Below are 24721 nucleotides of genomic sequence, written 5' to 3'. Positions count from 1 at the left end.
AATATTTATGGATGGAAAAAATTCCATTTATTGATCTAAAATTGATTATAACCCATTGGATAAAAACGATTACTGTATCAGTATTACTTCCAAAGTAATCGGGCTTTTTCTAAATCTTCTTTAGTATCAATACCAATACCGATATGGTTTGTAAGCACCATTTGTATGGTTCTTCCATATTCTAAATAACGAAGTTGTTCCAACTTTTCAGTGGCTTCTAAACCTTTCATTTGCCAAGTAGTAAAATCTAATAATGCATTTTTTCGATAGGCATAAACACCTATATGTTGGTAATAAGGCACATAAGCTTTTCCATCTCGCGGAAACGGAATGGTTGCTCTCGAAAAATACAAAGCTTTCAAGTTTTGATCTACTACCACTTTTACATTGTTTGGATTATTGATTGTCTCTAAATCATCAATCTCGAACATCAAAGATGCCAAATCTATTTTTTTTTCAAGATCGCTTTTAAAAATAGCAATTAAATTTTCTAAATTTTCTTTACTCACAAAAGGTTCATCGCCTTGAACGTTTACTACGACATCACAATCGATATTCTTTACCACTTCGGCAATACGGTCGCTACCACTTTTATGCGAATCACTGCTCATTACCACATTTACATGGTGCTGTTTTAATAAATTGAAAATAATCTCATGGTCGGTTGCCACTAAAACCTCATCAAAAAGCTGTGTGGCAACCGTTGCTAAATAAGTTTGCACTACCACTGGTTTCCCACCTAAATCTTGAACCAATTTAGCAGGAAAGCGTGTAGATGCATATCGTGCCGGTATTACGGCTATTATTTTTAAATTATTCATTTTATATTTTTTAACAACATAGAATTAGACATAACGAAGTTTCAATTTTAAGAGGACATAGTTTTTTATATGAACCTATACCGAAAAATCTACCCTTCAAAAAAATCATCGCTAAAGCCTATTAAATATACTTTTTCTTTTGCACGTGTAAGTGCGGTATATAACCAGCGCATATAATCTTTATTAATGCCGTTTGGCAAATAAGGTTGTTCTATAAAAACAGTGTCCCATTGTCCGCCTTGCGATTTGTGACAAGTTACTGCATACGCAAATTTAATTTGCAAGGCATTAAAATATTCATTGTTTTTCACCCTTTGCATTCTCCGAAAAGCAGTAGTTTCTTCTTGATAATCTAGCAACACTTCCTGATACAATCGGTTCGATTCTTCGTAGGTTAAACTTGCCGATTCGGAATGCAAGGTATCTAACAAAACAATGGTATCAAAGGCATCCATATCGGGGTAATCAATCATGCGGACTTTTACCGATGCAAACCGAAATCCATATAAATCGTGGTGTTTATAGATTTGTAAAATTTCCAAAATATCGCCATTTGCTATAAAATCTGTGGTTTTGGAATCTTTCAACCAAAAGTAATTATTTTTTACCACCATGATGTAATCGCCGGCACTCATTTCGCTTTCGTTGTCTAAAATTCGGGTTCTAATTTGCTGGTTGTATTGGTTGGCGCGTTTGTTTGATCGCACAATAAAAATAGTTTCTTCGGTTCCTTTCTTAGAATAGGCATCGTGAATGGCATCAAGCGTTTCATAACCATCTTGCAAGCGAATAATATCTTTGAAAGGCTTTACATCGAATTCAAAAAAATCGTAAAATTCTTGCTGCAACTGTTCGCGAAGCTCGGTGGCGTTGTATAAAATTCCTGAATCTTCTTCCTGACGCATCACTTCGGTCAATTCAATAAAATCGACTTTCATTTGGTAATTCAATGCCAATTTATCTTCGTTCAAGGCTGGGCTTTCGTCCATTCCAACAGGTGGTAATTGTGCAGTATCGCCCACAATAATGAGTTTGCAATTTTGCCCGGAATACACATAATACATTAAATCGTCTAACAACGAACCGTGCGTGTACATGGTTGCATCGGTTACATGATCGGAAATCATTGACGATTCATCCACAATAAAAATGGTGTTTTTGTGTTTGTTTGCTTGCATGGTAAATGCCACACCCGAATTTTTATCTTTTTTGGGATAATAAATTTTTTTGTGAATGGTATATGCAGGTTGCTTGGCGTAATTCGATATTACTTTGGCAGCTCTACCCGTTGGTGCCAACATTACATATTTTTTGTTTACAAATGGTAATTGATGCACCAAATTAGACAGCAATGTGGTTTTTCCGGTACCGGCATATCCTTTTAAAACAAAAATTTCATCGGGATTATCACTTAAAACAAACTGCGAAATCTTTTTTAAAAAGGCGTCTTGCTTTAAGGTTAATTCAAACGGAAAAGTGTTTTTTAATTGTTGATAAAATTGCGTAATGGTCATTATTTGTAATCGGGTTTTCACAAAGATACTATTAATCAACAAAAAAATTGTACTTTTGATTCTTATACATTTTATGATTATGTTGAACGAATCGTTTCAAAAATTATACATACAAGTATCGTTACAAAACTTTAGTTATTGCGTTAAAAATCAAGTAAGCAATCAGGTTTCGCATATAAAGTCGTTTACTTTAGATCCATACAAGACTATTGAACAGCAATTAGATGTTTTTTTTGATAAGGAAGAAGCTTTGCAAAGTGGTTTTCAAGACGTAGTGGTTTTGCACCATAATAATTTAAACACATTTGTACCTACGGCTTTGTTTGATGAAACTTCGCTGGGAAGCTATTTGCAGTACAATACCAAGGTTTTTCCTACAGATTATTTTGATTACGACAACTTGCCACAATCCGATATGAATAATATTTATGTGCCTTATGTGGCATTTAACAATTATTTTTTAGATGTTTTTGGAAGTTTTACTTTTCAGCACATAAACACCTCTTTGGTGCAGCATTTTTTGGCAAAATCTGGAAATGATGCAGTTACCAATCTTTTTGTACACGTGGGCGCTACCCATTTTGAATTGGTGCTCACGAAACAAAAAAAATTACTTTTTTTTAACAGCTACGAGTTTCAAACCAAAGAAGATTTTATTTATTATCTATTATTTGTTTTTGAACAACTGCAACTAAATCCAGAAACCCAAGCCGTTACATTTTATGGCAATATAAGCACCGAAAGTGATTTATACCAGATTGCTTATCGTTTTATACGCCATGTTTCGGTTGCCGATATGCAAACGCTTGCCCAAACACTTTCTGTAACATACGAAGAACTTAAACAACATTATATTTTATTGCACGCATGAGAATAGTTTCAGGAAAATTTAAAGGCCGACGCATCACAGCTCCAAAAAACCTGCCTGTGCGCCCCACAACCGATTTAAGCAAAGAAGCATTGTTTAACATATTGAACCATCAATTTTCGTTTCGTGAGCTAAGAGTGCTTGATTTATTTGCCGGAACCGGTAACATCAGTTATGAATTTGCCTCGCGGGGTGCCGAACCTATCACTTGTGTTGATACTGATTTTGGTTGTATTAATTTTATAAAGAAAACAGCTGCACAGTTTGAGATGGATATCACCACGATAAAAAGTGATGTGTATAAGTTTTTAGAACGAAGCAAAGTGAAATACGATATTATTTTTGCTGATCCACCTTATGATTTTTCGCAAGAACAATTTGATAAAATCTACCAATTGATCTTTGAAAATGAATTGCTCGAAGCTGATGGTTTATTGATTATTGAACACTCTACGCAAACAAAGATGGAGCATTTGGAGCGTTTTAGTAACAGCAGAAAATATGGCGGTTCTATTTTTTCGTTTTTTGAGTATGAACAAGAAGAAACAAATGACGATGATGAGGATTTTGATGAAGAGGATTGATTTTTTTGTGCTCACCAAACCAATCCCCTAAAAATACGTATTAGCAATTCTTTATTATAACATATTTATGTTACCAACTTTAAGTTAAAAGCGTATCTTTATGGATAACTAACCATCTCACCTTTTAACTATGGAAACAATTATCGGAACAATAGCAGGTATTTTAACATCTATATCCATGCTTCCACAACTCATTAAAGTTTTAAAAGAAAAAGAAGTGGAGAACATTTCCCACGGAACCATCATTGTTTTAATTTGTGGGGTTGCACTTTGGGTGGTTTATGGAGTTTTGAAAAATGAATGGCCCATTATTCTCTCTAACGGGTTTTCAGTCTTGGTAAATGTCACACTGCATGTTTATTATCATGTTTACAAAAAAAATTAACTGCATTATTCGTCTGTAAACCTTCTAAAAATCAAAAAGTTGGCTTTACCAATCAACCTCTATACGCCATCAAGTAACATAAATATGCTATAAAAAACCATTTTTTATAAATTTTATGATTATCTTTAATTATATAAAAATTGAAGCTATGAAAAAATATTTTTTATTTGGTAGTATCGGCTTTATGTGCTTGTTACTTACCAGTTGCGAAGCCGTAGAAACCATTTTTAAAGCAGGAATGTGGTGGGCTTTCTTCCTTGTTTTCCTTGTAATTGGAATCATTCTTTGGATTTTTTCTAAAATGAGAGGACGAAAATAACAATCATCTGCAAGTTTCTTTTAAAATAAGCTTGCAGATTCCCTTAAAATAAAGTAGCTTTAGGTATATTAAAGCACGCTAAAAAACACGCATATTACTTTTTAATACAAACGAAATGTTTTTCTTATGCGTTTACTAAATTTTACCGAAAATGGCATCTATTGCATACCCGGAAATTTCTATATTGATCCATGGAAACCCGTTGATTATGCACTTATAACACACGCGCATGCCGATCATGCCCGTTGGGGAATGAAACGCTATTTGTGTCATCATTTTACAGTACCTATACTTCACAGCCGAATTGGTAAAGATATTCAGGTACAAGGCATTGCTTACAATGAGTCGCTAACCATAAACGGGGTAAAAGTTTCTTTGCACCCCGCAGGTCACATTATTGGTTCGGCTCAAATCCGAATGGAATATAAGGGAAAAATAGCTGTAGTTTCGGGTGATTACAAGTTACAAAACGATGGATTGTCAATTCCTTTTGAACCAGTTAAATGCCACGAATTTGTAACAGAAAGCACTTTTGGTTTGCCTATTTACAAATGGTCGTCTGTGGAACAATTGAATCAATTGATGCGCGATTGGGTCATTGCCAACCAAAAAAACGGTAAAACTTCTGTCTTTGTGGGATATTCTCTTGGAAAAGCGCAACGTATCCTAAAAGCTGTAAGCGGTGTTGCCCCCCTATTCACTCATTATTCCATTGCAAAATTGAATGAAGCTTATAAAAGCGTGGGTGTTAATCTTCCCGATTATCAAATTGTTGACTTTCGTGAATCGGTGCAACATGTGAACCAAGCAGTTGTAATTGTGCCCCCTGCCTTAGTTGAAAGTACCGTTTTAAAGAAAATTCCTAATATGGTTTATGCCGTTTGTTCGGGTTGGATGCAAGTGCGCGGTGCAAGAAGATGGCGAAGTGCCGATGCAGGATTTGCGGTGAGTGACCATGCCGATTGGGACGGACTTTTAACTGCTGTGAAAGCTACAGAAGCTGAAAAAGTTTATGTTACCCACGGACAAACTGCTGCTTTTGCTAAATATCTTAATGAAAACGGGATGCATGCAGTAGAACTGCACACTGCTTTTGGAAATGAAGAAGAGGACGAACAAATACCGGAAAGCGTATGAAAGAATTTGCCCAGCTTATCCATACTTTAGACAGCACCAATAAAAATTTGCAAAAAATAGCAGCTATTGAATTGTTTATTAAAACAGCTTCAAATGAGGATAAATTATGGTTTTTGTCTCTTTTCACAGGCAAGCGCCCAAAAAGAAGCGTTACCACCAAATTGCTTAAACAATGGATTTTGGAAGAAACAAAATTGCCTGAGTGGCTTTTTGCAGAAAGTTATGCAGCTGTGGGCGATTTAGGCGAAACCGTTGCCCTTTTGCTACCCAATTATGAAACCCGATCCGAAAAATCGCTCAGCCAATATATGGATGAAATCACAGCTTTGAAAGATGCCACCGAAGACGAGAAACGAGCGTATGTGGTATCTAATTGGCATGCAATGAACAGTACCGAACGGTTTATTTTTAACAAACTGCTTGGCGGAAGTTTTAGAATTGGTGTTTCCTCTAAAACCGTTATAAATGCTTTGGCAAAACATTTCGATAAGGAACCAGCGGCGGTAACTCACAGTATTATGGGGGAATGGAACCGCGAGGATGTTGATTTTGAAGGATTAATCACCGGTGCATACACGCAAGTTAATAAAAGCAAACCCTACCCTTTTTGTTTGGCTTATGCGCTAGACAAAGACTTAGAGTCGCTGGGCAATATTTCCGATTGGCAAATTGAATATAAATGGGACGGTATTCGGGCACAAGTGATTAAAAGAGATGGTTCGTTTTTTATTTGGTCGCGTGGCGAGGAACTAATCACCAACCAATTTCCTGAAATCGAAGCAGCATTTGCCAATTTTACATATGATTTTGTGATTGATGGCGAACTTTTAGTGGTTAAAAATCAAGAAGTTTATAATTTTAGTGAACTTCAAAAAAGGCTCAACCGTAAAAACCTTCCTAAAAAAATGCTTGATGAACTACCTGTTTCGTTGTACATTTATGATGTGTTGGAATGGCAAAACCAAGATCTTCGACCAGAGCCATTAGCAAAAAGAAGAGCTGTTTTAGAAAGATATTTCAATAAACCGGGTCAAGAATCTATCCATTTGTCGCCTGTTATCAATGAAAAAAGTTGGGATCAATTAGCGGCAATTCGCAACAATGCAAGAGCCATAAATAGTGAAGGATTAATGCTAAAAAACCTACACTCGCCTTATCACACGGGCAGAAAACGCGGCGATTGGTGGAAATGGAAAACAGATCCATTAACCATTGATGCGGTTCTTATTTATGCACAAAAAGGAAGCGGACGAAGAAGCGGTTATTATACCGATTACACATTTGCTGTGAAAAACGGCAACGAATTGGTCACCATTGCCAAAGCATATTCAGGGCTTACCGATAAAGAAATTCAAGAAGTGAGTAAATTTGTAAACCAAAATGCCATTGAAAAGTTTGGTCCTGTGCGCACTGTAAAACCTGAATTGGTTTTTGAAATTGCTTTTGAAGGTATTGGTTTTAGCAGTCGGCACAAATCGGGAGTTGCTTTGCGGTTTCCCAGAATTTTACGTTGGCGCAAAGATAAAAACGCTACTCAAATTGATGACTTAGAAGATGTTAAAAGGCTAATTACCTAATATGAAAAACGTAAATACCACCGAAGGTTACCAAATTATTACCGATTGGATGCACCGCAACCAACAAACACCCTTTGAGTTTCAAGAACGCACTTGGAATTACTACCACAAAGGATACAGCGGTTTGGTAATTGCCCCCACAGGTTTTGGTAAAACATTTTCGGTGTTTTTGGCTGCTGCCATAGATTTTATGAATCGATATGATGGTACAAAAACCGGTTTAAAACTTATTTGGGTAACTCCCATTCGCTCATTAGCAAAAGATTTAGCAAGGGCTATGCAACATGCCGCTGATGAAATTGGCCTCGATTGGCAGGTTGAAGTGCGCAATGGCGACACCGATCCCAAACAAAAAGCAAAACAAACCAAGCAAATGCCCGATGTGCTCATTGTGACACCCGAAAGTTTGCATTTACTTTTAGCGCAAAAAAGTCGCAATCAATTTTTTAAAAATGTAGCCTGCATTGCTGTTGATGAATGGCACGAATTGCTGGGAAACAAGCGCGGCGTTATGGTTGAACTTGCTATTGCATATCTTAAAAGTACACTTCCCGCACTAAAAATTTGGGGAATTACAGCCACCATTGGCAATATAGATCAGGCAATGGATGTATTGCTGCCTCATTTTCCCCAAAAAATAAAAATTATATCGAAAGAAAAAAAGCAGATAAAAATAGTGCCTATTTATCCAGATCATGTGGACGTTTTGCCATGGGCTGGTCATCTTGGTAGTAAACTAACCAACAAAGTGGTACAACTTGTTTTAAAAAGTAGATCCACCCTTATTTTTACCAACACCCGCAGCCAAAGTGAGCTTTGGTATCAATTGTTATTGGATGCGCACCCCGATTTTGCTGGTCAAATTGCGCTTCATCATGGTTCCATAGATCATCATCTTCGTAAATGGATTGAAGAATCGCTAAGCAACGGGCAATTAAAAGCAGTTGTTTGCACCTCATCACTCGATTTAGGGGTTGATTTTAAACCTGTTGACACCGTGGTTCAAATAGGATCTAGCAAAGGTATTGCCCGGTTTCTTCAAAGAGCAGGCAGAAGTGGTCATTCTCCCTTTGAAACATCTACCATTTATTTTGTTCCTACCCATTCTTTGGAACTGCTTGAAGTTGCTGCTCTCAAAGATGCTTTTAAAAATAAAATCATCGAGAAACGAGAACCTTTGGTTTTAACATACGATGTGCTGATTCAGTTTTTAGTAACCTTGGCTTTGGGTGGCGGTTTTTATCCAGAAGAAACATTTTCAATCATTAAAAACACCCACGCTTTTCATTTTATCTCTGAAGAAGATTGGTTGTGGTGCTTGGCTTTTATCACAAAAGGCGGTAAATTGGGCGAACATTACGAGGAATTTCACAGGGTGTCTGTTGCCGATGACGGGAAATATGTGATTACCAAAAGAAGAATTGGCATGCTGCACCGCCTAAATATTGGTGTGATTGTGAGCGATGCCATGCTTCGAGTAAAATATGTTTCGGGCGGATATATCGGAATGGTAGAAGAATATTTTCTCACTAAATTAAAAGTAGGAGATAAATTTATATTAGCAGGAAGGGTTTTGGAATATGTTCGCATGAAAGAACTTACGGTTTTTGTACGCAACGCATCAGGAAAAGCCATCACGCCCAGTTGGTTAGGTGGCAGATTGCCTTTAAGTGCCGATTTAGGATCATTTTTGCGAAAAAAAATAGCCGAAGCAGCAAAAAGCGAATCAAAAGCGAAAGAAGTTGCTTTTTTAGGTCCTTTGTTGCAGTATCAAAAAACCTATTCCACATTGCCCACTGAAAAAGAATTTCTAGTAGAAAGCATTCATACACGAGAGGGGTATCATTTGTTTATGTATCCTTTAGAGGGAAGATTTGTGCACGAAGTGATGGCTACTGTAATTGCTTATCGTATAAGTAAACGTTTCCCGATTAGTTTTTCCATCGCAATGAACGATTTTGGTTTTGAGTTGTTTTCAGACCAACCCATTCCTATTAATGAAGAATTATTGCAAGAACTTTTAAGCAGTAACGGATTGATGGATGATGTGTTGGGAAGCATCAATGCAGCTGAAATGGCGCTGCACAAGTTCAGAGACATTGCCGTGATTGCAGGTTTGGTGATACAAACTTTTCCGGGTGCTCAACGAAACAACAAATCGCTTCAGGCATCATCGGGAATTATTTTTAAAGTTTTAGAAGAAAACGAGCCTACTCATTTATTGGTAAAACAAGCATACACTGAAGTTTTCAATCAACAATTAGAAGAAGTGCGGCTGCAAAAAACCTTTCAAAGAATTGCTGAAAGCACCGTGTTATTACAATTTTCAGACCGATACACACCATTAAGTTTTCCAATTAAAGCAGATAGTTTAAGGCAATCGCTATCAAGTGAAGATTTAGCAACCCGTTTGGAACGAATGATTGAACGAAATTTAAAGAAAAAAAAGAAATGAAAATTATCGAAAAATTGTTGCATTTTGGCGGGCAAGAATTTCTATTAAACAATCAGCGAAGCATGTTTTGGCCTGCGTTAAAAACATTGATTTTTTCGGATTTGCATTCTGGTAAAAGTGCCTACTTTCGGAAAAATGGCATTGCAATGCCTTCTTATTTGCACACACTTGATTTGCAGCGATTAAAAAATCTAATTTCGCATTATCAGCCAAAAGACATCCTTATTGTTGGCGATTTAATCCACGCCGGAAACAACAAAGAAGTAACTGATTTAAAACTACTTATCGCAGAAAATTACACTATTAACTTTCAATTAGTGAAGGGAAATCACGACCGTTTGTCCGATTCGTTCATAAAAAATTTAGGTTTTAAAAATATTTACCAGCATTTGGAAATTTGCGGTATTTTGCTGGTTCATGAACCTTTAGAAAATCAAAAGTTACCCACCATATCGGGTCACTTTCATCCGGGAGTTCAAATTCCGTTGTTAAAAAATAAAAGCAAAAGATTGCCATGTTTTGTGGTTCAAAAAAATCAGTTGATTTTACCTGCATTTAGCGGATTTACTGGAATGGCCGTACAAAAAACAAAAGGCGCTACTACTTACTATGGGTTTTATGAATCAGGTTTTTTTGTTGTTCAAGAAGATTGAATTTGCCTTTGCTTTACTCCAACAATTTTAGCAACTTATTTTTTTAATTGCTCTTTAAAAACCTTTTTGAATTTTTCCAGTTTTGGTTGAATCACCAATCGGCAATAAGCTTTATCCGGATTGTTTTCATAATAATTTTGATGGTATTCTTCGGCCGGATAAAAAGTTTTGAACAATGACACTTCTGTAACGATGGGCTGGTTGTATGCTTTTTCTTTGTTTAATGCATTAATATAAAATTCAGCCAATTCTTTTTGTTCCGAATTATGGTAAAAAATTGCCGAGCGGTATTGCGTACCAATATCATTTCCTTGTCGATTCAATTGTGTGGGATCGTGAGCTACGAAAAAAGCTTGCAACAATTCTCTGTATGAAATCACTTGTGGATTAAAAACAATAGCACACGCCTCTGCATGCCCCGTGTTTCCTGAAGTTACTTCTTCGTAAGTTGGATTAGAAAGCGTTCCACCAGTATATCCAGATGTAACCGAAAGCACCCCATTTAACTGCTTAAACTGTTCTTCCACACACCAAAAACATCCTGCCGCAAACGTTGCTGTATCTGTAACCACTTGCATAGATGGCTTATTAGAGGCGGTGTTTCGGGTGGCAAATTCAGTAGTTTTCTTGTTGCAACCCAAAATAGGCATAATGAAAAAACTAGCTAAAATGATGCTGAACGTATTAATAAAAATCGATGATTTCATGTTTGCTTTCTTTTTGTGAATTATAAAATTACAAAGAATAAACTGTTTGGCGATTAAAGAATTCCCTAACAACACGTTAAAAATATTTCTTTATTTTAACATTAATTCCAAATTACAATAAAAAAAATCTACTTTGCTAATCGAATTCCTGTGAATTGCGACCTTAAATTGGGATAGAAAAAATTGCGGTATGTTTTACGGCTGTGGTTTGCTGGTGTAGCAATCGAAGCTCCGCGCAAAACCATTTGGCTCACCATAAATTTGCCATTGTATTCGCCCACAGCTCCTGCTTCTTTTTGAAACCCTGGATAAGGTAAATAGGCCGAATTTGTCCATTCCCAACGACTTCCCCAATCTAATTCTTCGGCTGCAACCTCCCACTCTGCTTCGGTTGGCAAACGCATTTCTTTCCATTGGGCAAAAGCTGCTGCTTCGTAAAAGCTTACATGACAAACCGCTTGCTGCCTGTTTATTTCCTGCAATCCATTGAAGGTGTAATACATCCATCTGTCATCAATAAAATGCCAATAAAGTGGTGCTTCTATTTGATGCTTTTGCACCCAATCCCAACCTTCTGCATGCCAATACTTAAAATCACGATAACCTCCCGATTCTATAAATTGCAGAAACTCTTCATTAGTAACGGGCGATGTTGCAATCTGAAAGCGATTCAAAAAAACCTTGTGTCTGTTCTTTTCATTGTCAAAACAAAATCCGTCACCGTTATAACCAATTTCATAAATACCTTCGTTAATAGTACACATTGAATCATCTAAAAACACTTTGTTTTCTGGCATTTTTTTAGATTCGTAAACAGGAAAAAGCGGGTTGTGTCCCAAGATATATTTTATATCCGCCAAAAGTAGCTCTTGGTGTTGCTGTTCATGATTTAATCCCAATTCCAATAACGGATGTAAATGCTGCGTAAAGTGGATACTTTGTAAAAAAAGCGCCATTTGCGCATCTACATACGCCCTGTACTGATAAATTTCTGCAACAGACGGACGGCTTAAATTACCTCTGTCGGTACGAATTACACGTGCTCCAATCGTTTCGTAATAGCTATTAAACACATAATTATAATTGGCGTTAAAAACTTGATAATCTGGCAAATGCGGCTGCAACAAAAACGTTTCAAAGAACCAAGTAGTATGTCCTAAATGCCATTTCGGCGGACTCACATCAACTATTGGTTGCACCACATAATCTTCAGTTTGCAAGGGTTCGCAAATAGTTTCTGTATGCGTGCGAATGTGGCGATACATTGCCAGCCAATCTGTTTTTTTGGTTGCATTTTTACTAGAAGTGTTTTGATTCATTTTTTTCTTTTTTTTAAGCCATCCAAATAGCATCAATAAACCATTTTTTGGAATCACTAATATTTTTTAATGACTGAAAGCCCGCGCGATTCATTAAATGATGGATTTGTTCGATGGTGAATTTCTGTGAAATTTCCATGTCAATCAACTCATTTGCTTCAAAATCAATCACTTCATCATCAATTGTCACCTTTTGTTTGCAAATGCTGACCAAATAACTGCGGCATGCACCTGAAACAGGATCATAAACCGGATAATGTTGAAAATTTTCTATTTTGAAATCAGCATGCAATTCACGATTGATACGGTTTAAAAGATTCACATTAAATGCTGCCGTAATTCCTTCAGAATCATTGTATGCAGCAAGAATGGTATGCGGATTTTTCTTTAAATCGAACCCCATAAGTACCATATCCCCAGGATGCAACTTGCTGTGCAGTGTTTTACAAAAAAGCAAGGCTTCGTCTGCTTCCATATTGCCGATATTTCCTCCTAAAAAAAGAACCACTTTACGGTTTTCGGATTGTTTGGTGGCTTGTTCTAGCATTTCAAAATAATCACCTTCCATGGGAACTACGGATAGCTGGGGCAATTTCGTTTCCATTTGCTGCACCAATTCCGACAAAATATTTTCGGAAATATCGATAGGAAGATAACTAAAAGCCGCGTTTTTTTCCAATAAATGTTGCAATAGATAAACCGATTTTGTGGCATCTCCGGCTCCTAATTCTATCAAATCGAACGGTGTGTGATTGTGCATTATCACTTCGGCAATTTCACTGGTTTTGTTTTTAAAAATGTCTAGTTCACAATTTGTGAGATAGTATTCAGGCATTTTCATAATGGTTTGAAAAAGTCGGTCGCCAATTTTATCATAAAAATATTTCGATGGAAGTTTTTTATTTTTTTGGTTTAATCCCCTCAAAATATCAGTTCGAAAAGTGGAAGAATTTTGATTGATTTGATCAGGAGGATTAACAGCATTTTCAGATTTCATAATAATTTATTTTAGAACAATCACGCAAATACCTTGCCCCAAAATAGAAACTTCGAGCATGCAATTAATAAATTCGAACCAAGACTTATACATTAAAGAAAGATAATGACCATTCAAAGAGCTTTTTCTTTAATAAGAGTAAAATATGCCGATTTTTGTTTAAAAATTGGCAGCAACAAACGCTTTAAAATATTTACAATAAAAATGACTGACCTAAAATTAGTCTATAAACAAACCATTACTAGAAAAAAGTAGCATATAAAAATCCCTTTTTAAGGTTTTTTTATACAATGTGGGGATTTTTTTACCATAATTTTTTGATAAAAAGTGGGTGGGTTTTTATGAAAAAAAATTATTTTTAAAAATAAACAATTGATTTTAAGATTATTACATTGCACATCTATTTATTTGGCATTTAAATTGTTTGATACATTATGCTTTGAAATAGAAATGACACCTTTGGTGTAAAAACGCCCGATATTAAGTTATTGGGCGTTTTATTAAACTAAACTTACTATGTTATCCGCAATAAAAAGTATTTACGTCGATCGTGAAATCAAAAAAGATTTAAGTAGCTCACAAATTTTCAACCTCGGTATCGTATCTGTAAATCTGGAAGATTTTAACAAAAGATTTCAATCAAACATTGTTTTGGAATTTGACAGTTTTACGAATACGTTTTCATGTTTATCAGACGAAAATGATTTAGGCGCTTGGTTTTGCGACGGAATTGGCGAATTATTAGCGTTTGCCAATAATCCCAACCACCAAACAAAAGATATTATTGATCAGTACATAAACAGCAGAAAAACAGAAGTTGATCATTTGCGAATTTCATCCTTGTTTGAATCGTACCGAAAAAGATATATTCACTATACACCGATTGGTTTTTTAAATGATGCCAATGAGATGTATATTAAAAATCAAATGGATGTGCTATTAGATATAAAGGTAGTGGCCTAATTATTACATTCCTAAACCCATGATAAATAAGAACTAAAAAATTGATAATCAGTACTTTTATACCGTTATACTGATATGATTTTGCATTTTAGCATTCTTTACAATAAAATCTTCACGGCAGATAAACGAACTACATACAAATAAGTTGATTCCTATTTTTATTACTTTAAAACCATGGATAAAATCATTTTGTCTAGGTAGCATTATATCAAAACATTCTCACACTCTTAAAATTAGTTAAAAAAAATACTTAACTAAGTAATTTCAATAAACAAAAAAGATGGATTTTTTCTACAATTTGATGAAATAAGCCGCAATTTGTTGCCAAAAAATAATGTATACAAATCAAAAATGGTATATAAATATACTTTTTTTTCAAAATCTAAAAAAGCAATATGTACCATTTATAATTCGGAATTATAGAATCAACACATATCGCTTAATAAATTAAAAATCAATGTTTTTTATAGGAAAAACATACAGTATTTCAACTTCACTCTCTCAAACTATCTGTAAAAACTAATTCAATCACAGCAATTTCTATTGTAAATAATTCATTTTAACTAACCGAATTAGATCCATTTAATTTAAAAAGCACACATTTTGCTTTAAAAAATAGTATAAAAAAATACTTTATAAAATTTTGTTAAAAATTAAGTATAAAAATATACAATATTGAATACAATTAGTATATTTACATACTAATAATTTTTAGAGTAACCGATTTTATATAACTTATTTTAAATCATTATGAGTAAAAAAGTAATAATATATCTAAATTTTATTAGCCTTTTGGCAACCATATTGGTGAATTATTTGCTGAACACAGGAACAATGAATAGCAATACAATGAAAAGTATATCAGACCGCTATTTCAACATGTTTACACCCGCAGGGTACGCATTCAGCATTTGGGGCATTATTTATTTGTTATTGATTGCACATACCATATATAGTTTTTATCAGTTAACAAAAAAAAATAATAGCTCCATCATAGATTCCATAGGGCTCACGTTTATAGCCACCAACGTTGTTAATTGTTTATGGGTTTATTTTTGGTTGAACGATGCAATTCTTGTGTGCCTGATTTTGATGATTGTGTTATTGATTTTATTGCTAAGCATTCTACTCAACAGTCAGCAATTGCAACCTAAAATTGCAGTGAGAAACCTATTCATTACATGCCCATTTGCTTTATATGCCGGTTGGGTTTCAGTAGCGCTCATTGCAAATACAGCCGTTTGGCTTACAAAAATAGAATGGCAACCAATAATTTTCACAGAGGCGGGTTGGGCAATGTGCTTAACTATCATTGCAGGAATCATTGGGGTATTCATTAGTTGGAAGTACAATGCAATTGCGTTTGGTGTGGCCGTTGCTTGGGGAGTTGCAGCAGTAGCGGTAAGTAATTTTAATGAAAATTTTAATATTGTAATCACAGCCGTTATTGTATGTATAGCCATATTATCAGTTTGTTTGTACCGTTTAATGCACAAAATAATACCCACAGATTAAGTGAAAAAATGTTTAGTGAATACTTAAAATCCTTATAAATTATATAACTATTAAATTGATTAATTATGAAAATTAGAACATCCTTAAAAAAGTTTGCTGGTGCAACATTTGCATTCGCATTCCTTGCATTAACCACTTCGTGTAACGACGATGAGTCAACACCAATGATGCCTCAGCAAAAAACAATCGCAACCATTGTAAGCGAAAATGCTGATTACAGTTTATTGAAAGCCGCTGTAACAAAAGCAAATTTAGGAGAAACACTTAATGGCACCGGACCTTTCACCGTGTTTGCGCCTAACAATCAAGCATTTGCAGCTTCGGGTATTTCCCAACAAACCATTAACAGCCTTTCAGAAAACGCATTAAGCGATATTTTATTATACCATACATTGGCAGCAAAAGTAATGGCAGCAGATGTACCCGCAGGACCGAACGCCGAAGTTACAACTGTTGGTGGCGACAAAATATACGTTACTAAAGACAGCAGAGGGGTATTTGTAAACGGTTGGAAAGTAACCGCTGCCGATATGGCCGCATCAAACGGAGTTATCCATTCAATTGAGCGTGTATTAATGCCGCCAACACAAAATATTGTGCAAATGGCACAAGCAAATCCCAACCTATCCTACTTAGTAGCAGCCGTATTGCGTGCAAGTGAAGGTTCAGTAAACGTTGCAAATATACTAGCAACCCAAAACAACATTACTGTATTTGCACCTACCAATCAAGCATTTATAGACGCTGGTTTTCCAACCATTGCCTCAATAGAAAGTGCAGACCCCGCAACTTTAACATCTATCCTTACTTACCACCTAATCGAAGCGCGTGCGTTCTCATCTGACCTATCAAACGGTCAATCACTAACCACAGCAAACGGTGGAACATTAATGGTAGCTTTAGGAAATCAAGCAACCGTAAAAGGCAATGGAAACAGCACATCTTCTGTAATTACATCAGTAAATATGCTGGCAACAAATGGCGTAGTTCATTTAATTGACCGAGTTTTACTTCCATAATAATAGTTAAATGTTATTTTATTGAGTGTTCAAACCGTCTCACAAGTTGAGGCGGTTTTTTTATGCAAATAGCCAGTCTATATTTTATTTTTTAAGGGCAATTCCTTCCACTAACGTTTCAGGTCGGGCTTTCCGCCGTCGCTTTTGTTTTCTATCAAAAACAAAGAGCTCCAACAAGGCTGCAATCCCTATTGCGGTTAGCTGATGATTGCTGTATGATGTAGATTGTATTACTGTATATTGTAAAAAAAGAAATCTGAGTAAATCTATATATCTGTGGTAAAACTAAATTCTACAAAACAAAAAAATCTAGCCTTTTGATTGTGATCACATAAAGCTTCAACGTGAAAATCAAGAACTTCAGAATACAACTCTGAGGCGTAAAAGACAAATCATTTTTTCCTCTTCAAGCTATCAAAACTTTTTTCCTAATCCTCAGGTTTTGATTGGGATACTTTTATATATGAGTTTTACTTACCAGAATAAAAAAAGAGAATCACTTTCGTAATTCTCTTTTTAGTAGCGAAGACGGGAGTTGAACCCGTGACCTCAGGGTTATGAATCCTGCGCTCTAACCAACTGAGCTACCTCGCCGTTTGGTTTCTTATTTCGGTTGCAAATGTATAAATAATTTTAATGCCTGCAAAGAAAAATGAAACTAAAAAAACGCTTTTTTTTTACAACTTTTATACTGTTCTGTTTTTGAACAACTTAATTCTCTTTCTTTATTGCTTTTCCTTCTCCGTTCTCGGTTACATTCACTGTTTTTGTGAAGCGATAGTACAAATTTCCACTGCCGCTTATCGTTCCATCGATTCCGTTTACTGTATTGGTATAAATGTCGCCAGCACCTGTAGATGTTACTTCAGTAAAAAAGTTCGACAAATCTTTCATGTCTATTTCACCGTTTCCTTTATGATCTATTTTAACAGTGTTTGCATTCCCTTCTACTCGAATACTGCCTTCATTTTCGGTGTTTAAAATCAATTTTTCGGCTTTCACTCTTAAATCCATCGTTCCAGAACCTGCATTTGAAAGGGTTAATTCACCTGATTCAATTGCTCCTAAATTGCTAATACTCCCTTTATCACCCATCATGGAAATTGCTTCTATATCTTTGCTTGTAAGCGTGATTTTTAATGGTTCTGTTTGGCTTATTACTACAAATCCGGGCTTGCGTTTTAAAGTCAACACCTGATTTTCCACTTTTACCTGAACCAAATGATGCAAATTACCATCGCCAGATGTTCGGATGGTGTTTTTAAAAGGATTGTTTAGCAATTCAACGGTTAAATCACCATCTATCACTACTTTGGTATATTTTTGCACTCGGCGATTTTTTTCTTGAACCACGCCGTTTCCTTTTATTTTTCGATCTTGAGCATAGCTTGTTACCGTTATCAACGATACAAAAAACAGTGCTAAAATTTTTTTCATAATTAAAATATTTGTTAGGTTAGAATACTTCCTCTGGTAACATTTCAAACACATCTTCGGTAAAATCTAATACTTCTGAGCGTATGAAATTGTTTTTTAAATCGTTCAATCCTTTTTCCATTAAAAGCGGCGTGGTAAACTTTCTACTTACGCCCAAAATATGGTCGTTTAGGTTTACTTTAAAAAACAATTTCCCCGAAGGTGTTTTGTAATGTATGAATTGAATAATTGTAAAATTTCTTTTTAATATATTGATTTCGCTTAAGCAATGTGCTTTTGAAGCATAGCTGTTGCTGGTAAAAACCACATTTCCTTTGCGATTGTTATAGGTGTATTTATACGTGTTGTTTTCCTTTTTGCTAATTACTAATGTGCCCATATTTGTTTTTAATGCAAACAAATCTATTTATAAAATTACGGAAATGAAAATTGGTTTTGTTGTTTTTTTTAATAAGGATTTACGCTTCCAATGCCCGATACTTTTTGCTTTATTTTTAATCCTTTGTGGTTTTTGTAATCTAAATTGCCCACTCCCGATATTTTAATATTTATTTCTTCCGAGCTGTTTACTTTGGCATTTCCTGCTCCTGAAATTTCTATGTCTGACAATTTATTGGTTAAATCTTCGGCAATTAAGTTCCCTGCTCCCGACATATTAGCCTTTAGCTCATTACTAACCCCACGCAAGCGAATATCGCCCGCACCCGTCACAAAAACCGCAGTGTTGTTATTGAATAACTTCACATTTACTTCGCCGGCACCTGAAATGTGGAATTCAATATCATTTGTAAGAGTGATATTATTGGTTGCAATAGAGCCCGAACCTGCTATAACCATTTTTTGTAAATGGGGATTGTTCATTTTTATAATCAATGGTGCTTTTTCACCTTGATAGGATATCGATTCTTTATTAGAAATACTTAATAAACTGCCCTTGTTTTCAATGAGCAAATTCTCTACCAATGATTTATCACCGGTGACTAACAACTCGTTTGGAGCAACAGAGGTGTCTAATTCGATACTTGCTGAAGAATTATTTACTACACTTTCATAAGAAACCAATTGCTTCTTTTGATTAATGATTTCGCCAGAAAGCCCTATTTTCTTGGAACACGACCACAAACAAACGCTTAAAAACACTATGATTACCTGTTTTTTCATATCTTTTTTTGTTTAAAGCTACAAAAAACAATTTATATTTTGAAATTCTTACCAAACAAAACCTCTTCCTTTTTTTAATGCGTTCCTTATAATAATCTATCATAGAAAATTGGCTGTGGAATGATATCAAAACCTTACTAAAGCTTTATTGTGTTATAGAATGATTGCAAATGAATAATTTTTTATACGATACTCCACACTATTATAGAACTCATGCATCTTATTACATGATAAAAAAATCCGATAAATTCTATTTTTAGTAATTTAATCAGCAAAATCAAGAATATATCTTCGTAAAAAACACAATTAACAGACCTCTAGTTTATTAATTCACGTATGATGATGTAGTGCGGATTTTTATTTAAATAAAAGCTATTTCAATATAAAAAATGATTTGAGCCTATCAAACATTAGCATATCCCCATGCAGTGCAGCATGGGTGGGGGTTATTCACCCGACCTGCGAACTATATTGCAAGCCCATGTAAACACCTTTAAAGCAGCCCGTGACTTGTTGATATAGAAGGAAACCACAGATGCAGAGATTACATATCTGTGCATCTGTGGAAATGCTATAAGTCACTACCGATTTTTGTTTCAGAAAAACAGCACTTCGCTGATTACAATTTCGGTAATGCTGCGCTTGATGCCCTCTTTATCCTCGTAGGTGCGATAAGTAAGTTTACCCTCCACGGCAATTTCTTTACCTTTTTCAACATATTTTTGAATCAGTTCAGCGGTTTTGCCCCATGCAACGATGTTGTGCCATTGGGTGGTTTCCACTTTTTCTTTTTTATCGTTGTAATAATAATCGCTGGTTGCAAGCGATAAGGTTACTTTTGTACCATTGTCAAAAGTTTTGGTTTCTGGTGTGTTGCCTACTCTCCCGATTAAGCGAACGTTGTTGCGTAATGTACTCATGGCGTATAAAATTTATGATTAAATAATGATTTGGTACAAAGTTGCGACAGCTTGCAAATTTTATTCGGTTGTTAAACATTTGTAGTCGATTGTAAATGTTTGTTGTCGAATATATAATTTATTTACAGATATTTATGGCTTCGTATTTTATTTTTTGTTAATTAAGAAACTTTCGTATATTTGGGTGTTAGCCGATATGTTTCAAAAAATCGTGTGATTTACTGAGTCAAAAATTTTGTAAATTTGTAAAAATTGCTTGAATGAATTTACCTAAATATGCATTAAGTTCCAGCGAAAGAATGATGACCTTTGAATTTACAAGCGAAGGAACGAAAGGAACAATTCAGAAACTGGTAAAATATCAAGAAACCAACCTCAAAGATTTGTATAATCTTGCATTTGGAGATAAAAATCACGAAACGGGAGAAATTGATGATAAAGTGATTTCAAACAATGGAGATAGTGAAAAAGTTTTAGCAACCGTTGTTGCGACACTTTATGCTTTCACAGATAAATATCCTAATGTTTGGATTTATGCAACTGGAAGTACAAAAGCAAGAACAAGACTTTATCGGATGGGAATTACAAAATTTCTAAACGAAGTAAAAAGAGATTTTGAAATCTATGGAGAATTAGAGAATGATTGGGATAAATTCAAAATTGACATTGAATATAACGGATTTTTAGTAAGAAGAAAATAAAGTATTATGAAAATTGAAAAAGAATTAAAAAAAAGGAAAATACCAATAGTTGCAATTGACAAATCTTTGGACAAATTTGACAATAAAGTTATGTTTCCTGAAAAACTTGAAAAGGCAAATGAGATGCTCAAAAGAATTGGATTGCCCAAAAAAGTTGTTGCAAAATAACACATCGGCTAACATCGTGTATGTGCAAGAGCGGCTAAAGTCTAAATCGAATTTTCGGTTATCTATGTCGCAAAACCATTTTTTATTCGCTGGAAAAGTGTAAATTAGCAAATAGAAAATGGTTTTGCTTGCGTCAGTCAATAATCGAAAGTTTAGGCTTTCTTATCCGCTCCTGACACATACACGCGGACCGTTAGCAGAAACCGTAGAAAAAATTGTGCGTAAAAATAATAATCAAACTAAATTAACGTTTAATATAAATAACTTTTAAAAATTAAAATTATGAGTAAAAAAAATTTAAACATTCTAATAGTATCTATCGGAATTACAATTTTTGGTTTTTTAATGGACGGAGATGCAAAAGAACCTAGTGCAACAATGAGATTTGTGGAATTTTTTGCAATGATTGGAATAATTTTTATTATTTCTTTTTCAATTACCAATATTTTCAGTTTCGCAAAAAACAGAATAAACTTATTACGAAGATAATTTTGTAATAAAAGCTCAAATATAAGTCTATTTTAAAAGCTATAAATATATTTTAAAATAGACTTTTTATTAAGAATTAACACGAATGATTTCAAAATAACAAAAAACTGATTTCTAAATGATACTTAAAAAGAAATCATTTAGAAATGTTATATAATTCAAAAAACGGCATCTGCTAATCGAGTAGACTGCCCTGCCAGAAACTGACAGGGAGAGCCTCTCACACCACCGTACGTACGGTTCTCGTATACGGCGGTTCGTAAATCATCAATCAAAAGCTCTTTACACCTTTTGAGCTATCCATAATTTACTTTAAGACTAGGCTAAGCTAACTTTCCTAGTCGAATTTCTTGGAGATTTACGTTCAGTCCTTCCTTGTTTGTGAGGCCTATGCGGTATCTATTCGCATCTCGTTACTTTCAAGTACTATGACCTCTGCTGACTTCTTGGCTTGATTAACTCGTAATTGCCAAGACCTCCCCTGGTAAATGCTTTTTCCTTCCGTCTATCGCCGGTACATCTACATAACAATAATCTGATTTAATAGCATGTTCAGAACACTGTTTTGGACTTCGTATTGCTGTGGATACTCATCCTTATTGTTATGCCTCTTATGTACTTTCTGTTCGTCGGTACAGACTTTTGCAGTCCTGCTTCCTTCAGTGCATACCTCACGATAAACCACCTTGCAGCTTGCTAACGATTCGGGGTTCAATCCGCTCGTAAGGGACTCACACCCTCTGGAAAAATAACACCCCGAAAACTTGGTTCTTAAAACTAAATTTGTATTTTTGAACTATTTGAAAAGCTTTCGGGGTGTGTCCTGCATATGCAGGGCACACACAATGGCTATAAGTAATTGCTTGTTCTCACCTACTTCTGAAAATCCTTGCGGATTTTGCTTCGCCAGTTCGCACTGCGTGCTCGTGTCAGTTTGGTGTGTACTTGCAAAGTTGAGTGCTAAACCACGCAACTACTCATAGCCGAAACCGATGTGCGCAAGCTGAAAAAAATCGTAAATAAATGACAAACAAAACGATAGACATAAATGAATCCAGTATAAAAAGGTATGTGGAATCGTTACGTCCCGAAAATCCTGAAATTAGAAAACAAGTTGATATTGGATATTCATACGATGGAAAAGTTATAATTCTGTTTGAAATTCGACCAGATTGGCAAGACGAAAAAAAGAAACAACAATTTGATTTCGCCAAAATCCGATATTATAAATCAAGAAAAGAATGGAATTTATATTGGATGAGAGCAAGTGGGAAATGGGAGATTTATAAACCGTTTTCCAAATCTACTTATTTAGATAAAATTATAGAAATTATAAAAGAAGATAAACACGCTTGCTTTTTTGGATAATTCTAGACAAAATATAATCAAAAAAATTGCGCAGGAATTAGATTGCGGATTTGATTGTTATTACAATTCTAAAACTAATGAAATTGTAACAATACCCAACTTTTTCCATATTGCAGACGAAGATGATTTTAAAGAGGCTTTTCGCGAGGATTTAGAAAAAGTAAAGAAGCATCAAGCGGATTTTATCAAAATCGAGGTTTTACAAAGTTTTGAGAATTTTAAAATAATGGAACTTTTTGTTGAGCGGTTACCCGACAAAAAGCTTCAATCTGAATTAGAAAACGTGTTGGCAAATAAAAAACCGTTTCAGAATTTTAGGTATAAAATTGACCATTCCGATTTTAGACAAAACTGGTTTGATTTTAAACAAAGAGAGTTAGAAAAAATAGTAAAAAATCAATTAGAAAGTAGAAAAGCCAGCGCACGACACCGTGTATAATTAATGGCTTGTTCTCGCCTACTTACGAAAACCCTCGCGGATTTTATATTCGGTTTTTATTTACTAAATTAGGTGCTGCAACACGCCACTAATCATACACAAACACGATGTAGCGAAATCCGCTTACGCTTCTTTCGCTACATTGGGGCGGCGCCTGCACCGCACGATGCGCTTGTCGCTTCGCAAACTTCGCACATCATGCGGTTTTGCAAAATCCTTTCCCCGAGCAAGCTCGGAAAAAGAACTTCGCAAAGCCGCCGCCCCGTTGTGCGACACTCTAAAACTGACTCACGTTTAATCTTCCTTATCTCAACCGATTTTTTCCTGTATTCATTGTTTTGTTCTTGAGAAAGAAATAACTACAAAATACTTTTGCTTCATCAAACTTTAAAATTTAAAAAGATGAACAAAGAACTAGTGTTTTTAAGAACTTTTGCAATTGCTACTGTTGTAGGAATTACATTTATTACATCGACTGCATTTAAAAAAACAGGCAACCAAAAATTTAGTGAAATAGATGTCGAGAGAATCAACATCGTAGAAAAAGACGGAACGGTAAAAATGATCATTACAAATGTAGAACGCTTCCCTAACGGAACTGACATAATAAATGACAGACCGACCAATGAGGGAAGAAAAAAACGTTCAGGAATGTTATTTTTTAATGAAGATGGTATTGAATGTGGTGGATTTATCTATGATGGGCAGAAAACTGAAAATGGACATTCTTCTGGACTTTCATTAACATACGACCAATATGATGGAGACCAAGTGATGCAACTACTTACACAGGATGCAGGGCAAGGCGATAATAGATTTGTGAGCAGTACGTTAGCTTTTAACGACCGACCAAGTAAAGAATCGCAATTAAAAACTGCAGAAATTATGAAAGAACTGGAGGAACTTGGTAAAAAGGATCCTAAAGCAATGCAGGAAAAATACAAACAATATGAGCAACAGGGTTTGATAGGTGGAGTACCACGTGTGATGCTCGGAAAATCAAGAAGCCAAAACAACGGTCTGTTTCTCTTTGATGATAAAGGAATGCCAAGAGCAATGTTTTATGTGGACAAAGAAAACAATGCAAAGCTCGATTTCTTTGATGATAAAGGAGACACAATTGCTTCTTTCCCTGAAAAGGCAAATTAAAATTAAGACTAAAATAGCTCTATCATACTATAGGGCTATTTTTTTGTAAATTGCAA

Annotated in this window: 26 protein-coding genes, 1 tRNA gene and 1 pseudogene; 18 read left to right on the top strand and 10 right to left on the bottom strand. The window is 35.1% G+C overall.

Annotation, left to right across the window (positions count from 1 at the left end; all coding sequences use genetic code 11):
• Nucleotides 1–83 precede the first annotated feature (83 nt).
• Both kdsB and NPX36_RS08445 read right to left on the bottom strand, forming a co-directional pair.
• The gene (gene kdsB, locus NPX36_RS08450; RefSeq protein ID WP_257498297.1) at nucleotides 84–821 is read right to left on the bottom strand and encodes a 3-deoxy-manno-octulosonate cytidylyltransferase; all 738 of its coding nucleotides are present in this window, start codon (nucleotides 819–821) and stop codon (nucleotides 84–86) included.
• A gap of 89 nt (nucleotides 822–910) precedes the next feature.
• Nucleotides 911–2335 carry an ATP-dependent DNA helicase gene (locus NPX36_RS08445; RefSeq protein ID WP_257500732.1) on the bottom strand — a complete coding sequence of 475 codons (1425 nt, stop codon included), beginning with the start codon at nucleotides 2333–2335 and terminating at the stop codon, nucleotides 911–913.
• A gap of 55 nt (nucleotides 2336–2390) precedes the next feature.
• Here NPX36_RS08445 and NPX36_RS08440 point away from each other — a divergent pair, with 55 nt between their 5' ends.
• The 8 genes from NPX36_RS08440 to pdeM all read left to right on the top strand — a co-directional run bounded on the left by NPX36_RS08440 (nucleotide 2391) and on the right by pdeM (nucleotide 10313).
• Nucleotides 2391–3206, top strand: a complete 816-nt coding sequence (locus NPX36_RS08440; protein ID WP_257498296.1) for a DUF3822 family protein — start codon at nucleotides 2391–2393, stop codon at nucleotides 3204–3206.
• On the top strand, nucleotides 3203–3787 hold the full coding sequence (gene rsmD / locus NPX36_RS08435; RefSeq protein ID WP_257498295.1) for a 16S rRNA (guanine(966)-N(2))-methyltransferase RsmD: 585 nt from the start codon (nucleotides 3203–3205) through the stop codon (nucleotides 3785–3787). Before NPX36_RS08440 ends, rsmD begins: the two co-directional genes overlap by 4 nt.
• Nucleotides 3788–3917: 130 nt before the next feature.
• Nucleotides 3918–4172, top strand: a complete 255-nt coding sequence (locus NPX36_RS08430; RefSeq protein ID WP_257498294.1) for a SemiSWEET transporter — start codon at nucleotides 3918–3920, stop codon at nucleotides 4170–4172.
• A gap of 148 nt (nucleotides 4173–4320) precedes the next feature.
• The gene (locus NPX36_RS08425) at nucleotides 4321–4491 is read left to right on the top strand and encodes a phosphatidate cytidylyltransferase (protein WP_257498293.1); all 171 of its coding nucleotides are present in this window, start codon (nucleotides 4321–4323) and stop codon (nucleotides 4489–4491) included.
• 126 nt (nucleotides 4492–4617) lie between these two features.
• Complete coding sequence (locus NPX36_RS08420; RefSeq protein ID WP_257498292.1) at nucleotides 4618–5628, top strand: ligase-associated DNA damage response exonuclease; 1011 nt, start codon at nucleotides 4618–4620, stop codon at nucleotides 5626–5628.
• Nucleotides 5625–7205 (top strand): ATP-dependent DNA ligase, encoded by a 1581-nt coding sequence (locus NPX36_RS08415; RefSeq protein WP_257498291.1) that lies wholly within the window; start codon nucleotides 5625–5627, stop codon nucleotides 7203–7205. The genes NPX36_RS08420 and NPX36_RS08415 overlap by 4 nt, the downstream gene beginning before the upstream one ends.
• A 1-nt stretch (nucleotide 7206) precedes the next feature.
• The gene (locus NPX36_RS08410; protein WP_257498290.1) at nucleotides 7207–9660 is read left to right on the top strand and encodes a ligase-associated DNA damage response DEXH box helicase; all 2454 of its coding nucleotides are present in this window, start codon (nucleotides 7207–7209) and stop codon (nucleotides 9658–9660) included.
• Nucleotides 9657–10313, top strand: a complete 657-nt coding sequence (pdeM, locus tag NPX36_RS08405) for a ligase-associated DNA damage response endonuclease PdeM (protein ID WP_257498289.1) — start codon at nucleotides 9657–9659, stop codon at nucleotides 10311–10313. Before NPX36_RS08410 ends, pdeM begins: the two co-directional genes overlap by 4 nt.
• A gap of 35 nt (nucleotides 10314–10348) precedes the next feature.
• Here pdeM and msrA read toward each other — a convergent pair whose 3' ends face one another.
• From msrA to egtD, 3 genes are all read right to left on the bottom strand, one after another.
• Nucleotides 10349–11020, bottom strand: coding sequence for a peptide-methionine (S)-S-oxide reductase MsrA (gene msrA / locus NPX36_RS08400; protein ID WP_257498288.1), 672 nt, complete (start codon nucleotides 11018–11020; stop codon nucleotides 10349–10351).
• Nucleotides 11021–11148: 128 nt separating this feature from the next.
• Nucleotides 11149–12339 (bottom strand): ergothioneine biosynthesis protein EgtB, encoded by a 1191-nt coding sequence (gene egtB, locus NPX36_RS08395; protein WP_257498287.1) that lies wholly within the window; start codon nucleotides 12337–12339, stop codon nucleotides 11149–11151.
• Between the two features lie 13 nt (nucleotides 12340–12352).
• Nucleotides 12353–13336, bottom strand: coding sequence for an L-histidine N(alpha)-methyltransferase (gene egtD, locus NPX36_RS08390; protein WP_257498286.1), 984 nt, complete (start codon nucleotides 13334–13336; stop codon nucleotides 12353–12355).
• Nucleotides 13337–13852: 516 nt separating this feature from the next.
• On the opposite strand from egtD, the gene NPX36_RS08385 reads away from it, so the two are divergent.
• The 3 genes from NPX36_RS08385 to NPX36_RS08375 all read left to right on the top strand — a co-directional run bounded on the left by NPX36_RS08385 (nucleotide 13853) and on the right by NPX36_RS08375 (nucleotide 16833).
• Nucleotides 13853–14299 carry a hypothetical protein gene (locus tag NPX36_RS08385; protein WP_257498285.1) on the top strand — a complete coding sequence of 149 codons (447 nt, stop codon included), beginning with the start codon at nucleotides 13853–13855 and terminating at the stop codon, nucleotides 14297–14299.
• A 750-nt stretch (nucleotides 14300–15049) separates the two neighbouring features.
• Nucleotides 15050–15814 (top strand): tryptophan-rich sensory protein, encoded by a 765-nt coding sequence (locus NPX36_RS08380; RefSeq protein WP_257498284.1) that lies wholly within the window; start codon nucleotides 15050–15052, stop codon nucleotides 15812–15814.
• Nucleotides 15815–15879: 65 nt separating this feature from the next.
• Complete coding sequence (locus NPX36_RS08375; protein WP_257498283.1) at nucleotides 15880–16833, top strand: fasciclin domain-containing protein; 954 nt, start codon at nucleotides 15880–15882, stop codon at nucleotides 16831–16833.
• 520 nt (nucleotides 16834–17353) lie between these two features.
• On the opposite strand, the gene NPX36_RS08370 is transcribed toward NPX36_RS08375, so the two are convergent.
• The 4 genes from NPX36_RS08370 to NPX36_RS08355 form a co-directional block, all read right to left on the bottom strand.
• A tRNA-Met gene (locus tag NPX36_RS08370) sits at nucleotides 17354–17427 on the bottom strand.
• Nucleotides 17428–17544: 117 nt separating this feature from the next.
• Complete coding sequence (locus NPX36_RS08365) at nucleotides 17545–18270, bottom strand: head GIN domain-containing protein (RefSeq protein ID WP_257498282.1); 726 nt, start codon at nucleotides 18268–18270, stop codon at nucleotides 17545–17547.
• A 19-nt stretch (nucleotides 18271–18289) separates the two neighbouring features.
• Nucleotides 18290–18649, bottom strand: coding sequence for a hypothetical protein (locus NPX36_RS08360; RefSeq protein ID WP_257498281.1), 360 nt, complete (start codon nucleotides 18647–18649; stop codon nucleotides 18290–18292).
• A 68-nt stretch (nucleotides 18650–18717) separates the two neighbouring features.
• Nucleotides 18718–19431, bottom strand: coding sequence for a head GIN domain-containing protein (locus NPX36_RS08355; RefSeq protein WP_257498280.1), 714 nt, complete (start codon nucleotides 19429–19431; stop codon nucleotides 18718–18720).
• 417 nt (nucleotides 19432–19848) lie between these two features.
• Here NPX36_RS08355 and NPX36_RS08350 point away from each other — a divergent pair.
• Nucleotides 19849–19953: pseudogene (locus NPX36_RS08350) on the top strand (histone deacetylase); the annotation flags it as partial.
• Between the two features lie 74 nt (nucleotides 19954–20027).
• Here the strand turns inward: NPX36_RS08350 and NPX36_RS08345 are convergent.
• On the bottom strand, nucleotides 20028–20351 hold the full coding sequence (locus NPX36_RS08345; protein ID WP_257498279.1) for a single-stranded DNA-binding protein: 324 nt from the start codon (nucleotides 20349–20351) through the stop codon (nucleotides 20028–20030).
• A 260-nt stretch (nucleotides 20352–20611) separates the two neighbouring features.
• Here NPX36_RS08345 and NPX36_RS08340 point away from each other — a divergent pair, with 260 nt between their 5' ends.
• From NPX36_RS08340 to NPX36_RS08315, 6 genes are all read left to right on the top strand, one after another.
• On the top strand, nucleotides 20612–21052 hold the full coding sequence (locus NPX36_RS08340) for a DUF6934 family protein (protein WP_257498278.1): 441 nt from the start codon (nucleotides 20612–20614) through the stop codon (nucleotides 21050–21052).
• Nucleotides 21053–21058: 6 nt separating this feature from the next.
• The gene (locus NPX36_RS08335; protein ID WP_257498277.1) at nucleotides 21059–21220 is read left to right on the top strand and encodes a hypothetical protein; all 162 of its coding nucleotides are present in this window, start codon (nucleotides 21059–21061) and stop codon (nucleotides 21218–21220) included.
• A 282-nt stretch (nucleotides 21221–21502) separates the two neighbouring features.
• Nucleotides 21503–21709 carry a hypothetical protein gene (locus tag NPX36_RS08330; protein WP_257498276.1) on the top strand — a complete coding sequence of 69 codons (207 nt, stop codon included), beginning with the start codon at nucleotides 21503–21505 and terminating at the stop codon, nucleotides 21707–21709.
• Between the two features lie 1023 nt (nucleotides 21710–22732).
• Complete coding sequence (locus tag NPX36_RS08325; protein ID WP_257498275.1) at nucleotides 22733–23077, top strand: DUF3024 domain-containing protein; 345 nt, start codon at nucleotides 22733–22735, stop codon at nucleotides 23075–23077.
• Entirely contained in the window at nucleotides 23070–23516 is a 447-nt protein-coding gene (locus NPX36_RS08320) for a UPF0158 family protein (protein ID WP_257498274.1), read from the top strand. The genes NPX36_RS08325 and NPX36_RS08320 overlap by 8 nt, the downstream gene beginning before the upstream one ends.
• A gap of 402 nt (nucleotides 23517–23918) precedes the next feature.
• Entirely contained in the window at nucleotides 23919–24665 is a 747-nt protein-coding gene (locus tag NPX36_RS08315) for a hypothetical protein (protein WP_257498273.1), read from the top strand.
• Nucleotides 24666–24721 lie beyond the last annotated feature (56 nt).

The organism is Paenimyroides aestuarii (assembly GCF_024628805.1).
Taxonomy (GTDB): domain Bacteria; phylum Bacteroidota; class Bacteroidia; order Flavobacteriales; family Flavobacteriaceae; genus Flavobacterium; species Flavobacterium aestuarii_A.
The sequence above is the reverse complement of the archived record's forward strand: the minus strand, read 5'-3'. Positions and strand labels throughout refer to the sequence as shown.

Coding starts and splice junctions, on each gene's coding strand:
- kdsB (WP_257498297.1), bottom strand. CDS start 821: ATGAATAATTTAAAAATAATAGCCGTAATACCGGCACGATATGCATCT.
- NPX36_RS08445 (WP_257500732.1), bottom strand. CDS start 2,335: ATGACCATTACGCAATTTTATCAACAATTAAAAAACACTTTTCCGTTT.
- rsmD (WP_257498295.1), top strand. CDS start 3,203: ATGAGAATAGTTTCAGGAAAATTTAAAGGCCGACGCATCACAGCTCCA.
- NPX36_RS08430 (WP_257498294.1), top strand. CDS start 3,918: ATGGAAACAATTATCGGAACAATAGCAGGTATTTTAACATCTATATCC.
- NPX36_RS08425 (WP_257498293.1), top strand. CDS start 4,321: ATGAAAAAATATTTTTTATTTGGTAGTATCGGCTTTATGTGCTTGTTA.
- NPX36_RS08420 (WP_257498292.1), top strand. CDS start 4,618: ATGCGTTTACTAAATTTTACCGAAAATGGCATCTATTGCATACCCGGA.
- NPX36_RS08415 (WP_257498291.1), top strand. CDS start 5,625: ATGAAAGAATTTGCCCAGCTTATCCATACTTTAGACAGCACCAATAAA.
- NPX36_RS08410 (WP_257498290.1), top strand. CDS start 7,207: ATGAAAAACGTAAATACCACCGAAGGTTACCAAATTATTACCGATTGG.
- pdeM (WP_257498289.1), top strand. CDS start 9,657: ATGAAAATTATCGAAAAATTGTTGCATTTTGGCGGGCAAGAATTTCTA.
- msrA (WP_257498288.1), bottom strand. CDS start 11,020: ATGAAATCATCGATTTTTATTAATACGTTCAGCATCATTTTAGCTAGT.
- egtB (WP_257498287.1), bottom strand. CDS start 12,339: ATGAATCAAAACACTTCTAGTAAAAATGCAACCAAAAAAACAGATTGG.
- egtD (WP_257498286.1), bottom strand. CDS start 13,336: ATGAAATCTGAAAATGCTGTTAATCCTCCTGATCAAATCAATCAAAAT.
- NPX36_RS08385 (WP_257498285.1), top strand. CDS start 13,853: ATGTTATCCGCAATAAAAAGTATTTACGTCGATCGTGAAATCAAAAAA.
- NPX36_RS08380 (WP_257498284.1), top strand. CDS start 15,050: ATGAGTAAAAAAGTAATAATATATCTAAATTTTATTAGCCTTTTGGCA.
- NPX36_RS08375 (WP_257498283.1), top strand. CDS start 15,880: ATGAAAATTAGAACATCCTTAAAAAAGTTTGCTGGTGCAACATTTGCA.
- NPX36_RS08365 (WP_257498282.1), bottom strand. CDS start 18,270: ATGAAAAAAATTTTAGCACTGTTTTTTGTATCGTTGATAACGGTAACA.
- NPX36_RS08360 (WP_257498281.1), bottom strand. CDS start 18,649: ATGGGCACATTAGTAATTAGCAAAAAGGAAAACAACACGTATAAATAC.
- NPX36_RS08355 (WP_257498280.1), bottom strand. CDS start 19,431: ATGAAAAAACAGGTAATCATAGTGTTTTTAAGCGTTTGTTTGTGGTCG.
- NPX36_RS08345 (WP_257498279.1), bottom strand. CDS start 20,351: ATGAGTACATTACGCAACAACGTTCGCTTAATCGGGAGAGTAGGCAAC.
- NPX36_RS08340 (WP_257498278.1), top strand. CDS start 20,612: ATGAATTTACCTAAATATGCATTAAGTTCCAGCGAAAGAATGATGACC.
- NPX36_RS08335 (WP_257498277.1), top strand. CDS start 21,059: ATGAAAATTGAAAAAGAATTAAAAAAAAGGAAAATACCAATAGTTGCA.
- NPX36_RS08330 (WP_257498276.1), top strand. CDS start 21,503: ATGAGTAAAAAAAATTTAAACATTCTAATAGTATCTATCGGAATTACA.
- NPX36_RS08325 (WP_257498275.1), top strand. CDS start 22,733: ATGACAAACAAAACGATAGACATAAATGAATCCAGTATAAAAAGGTAT.
- NPX36_RS08315 (WP_257498273.1), top strand. CDS start 23,919: ATGAACAAAGAACTAGTGTTTTTAAGAACTTTTGCAATTGCTACTGTT.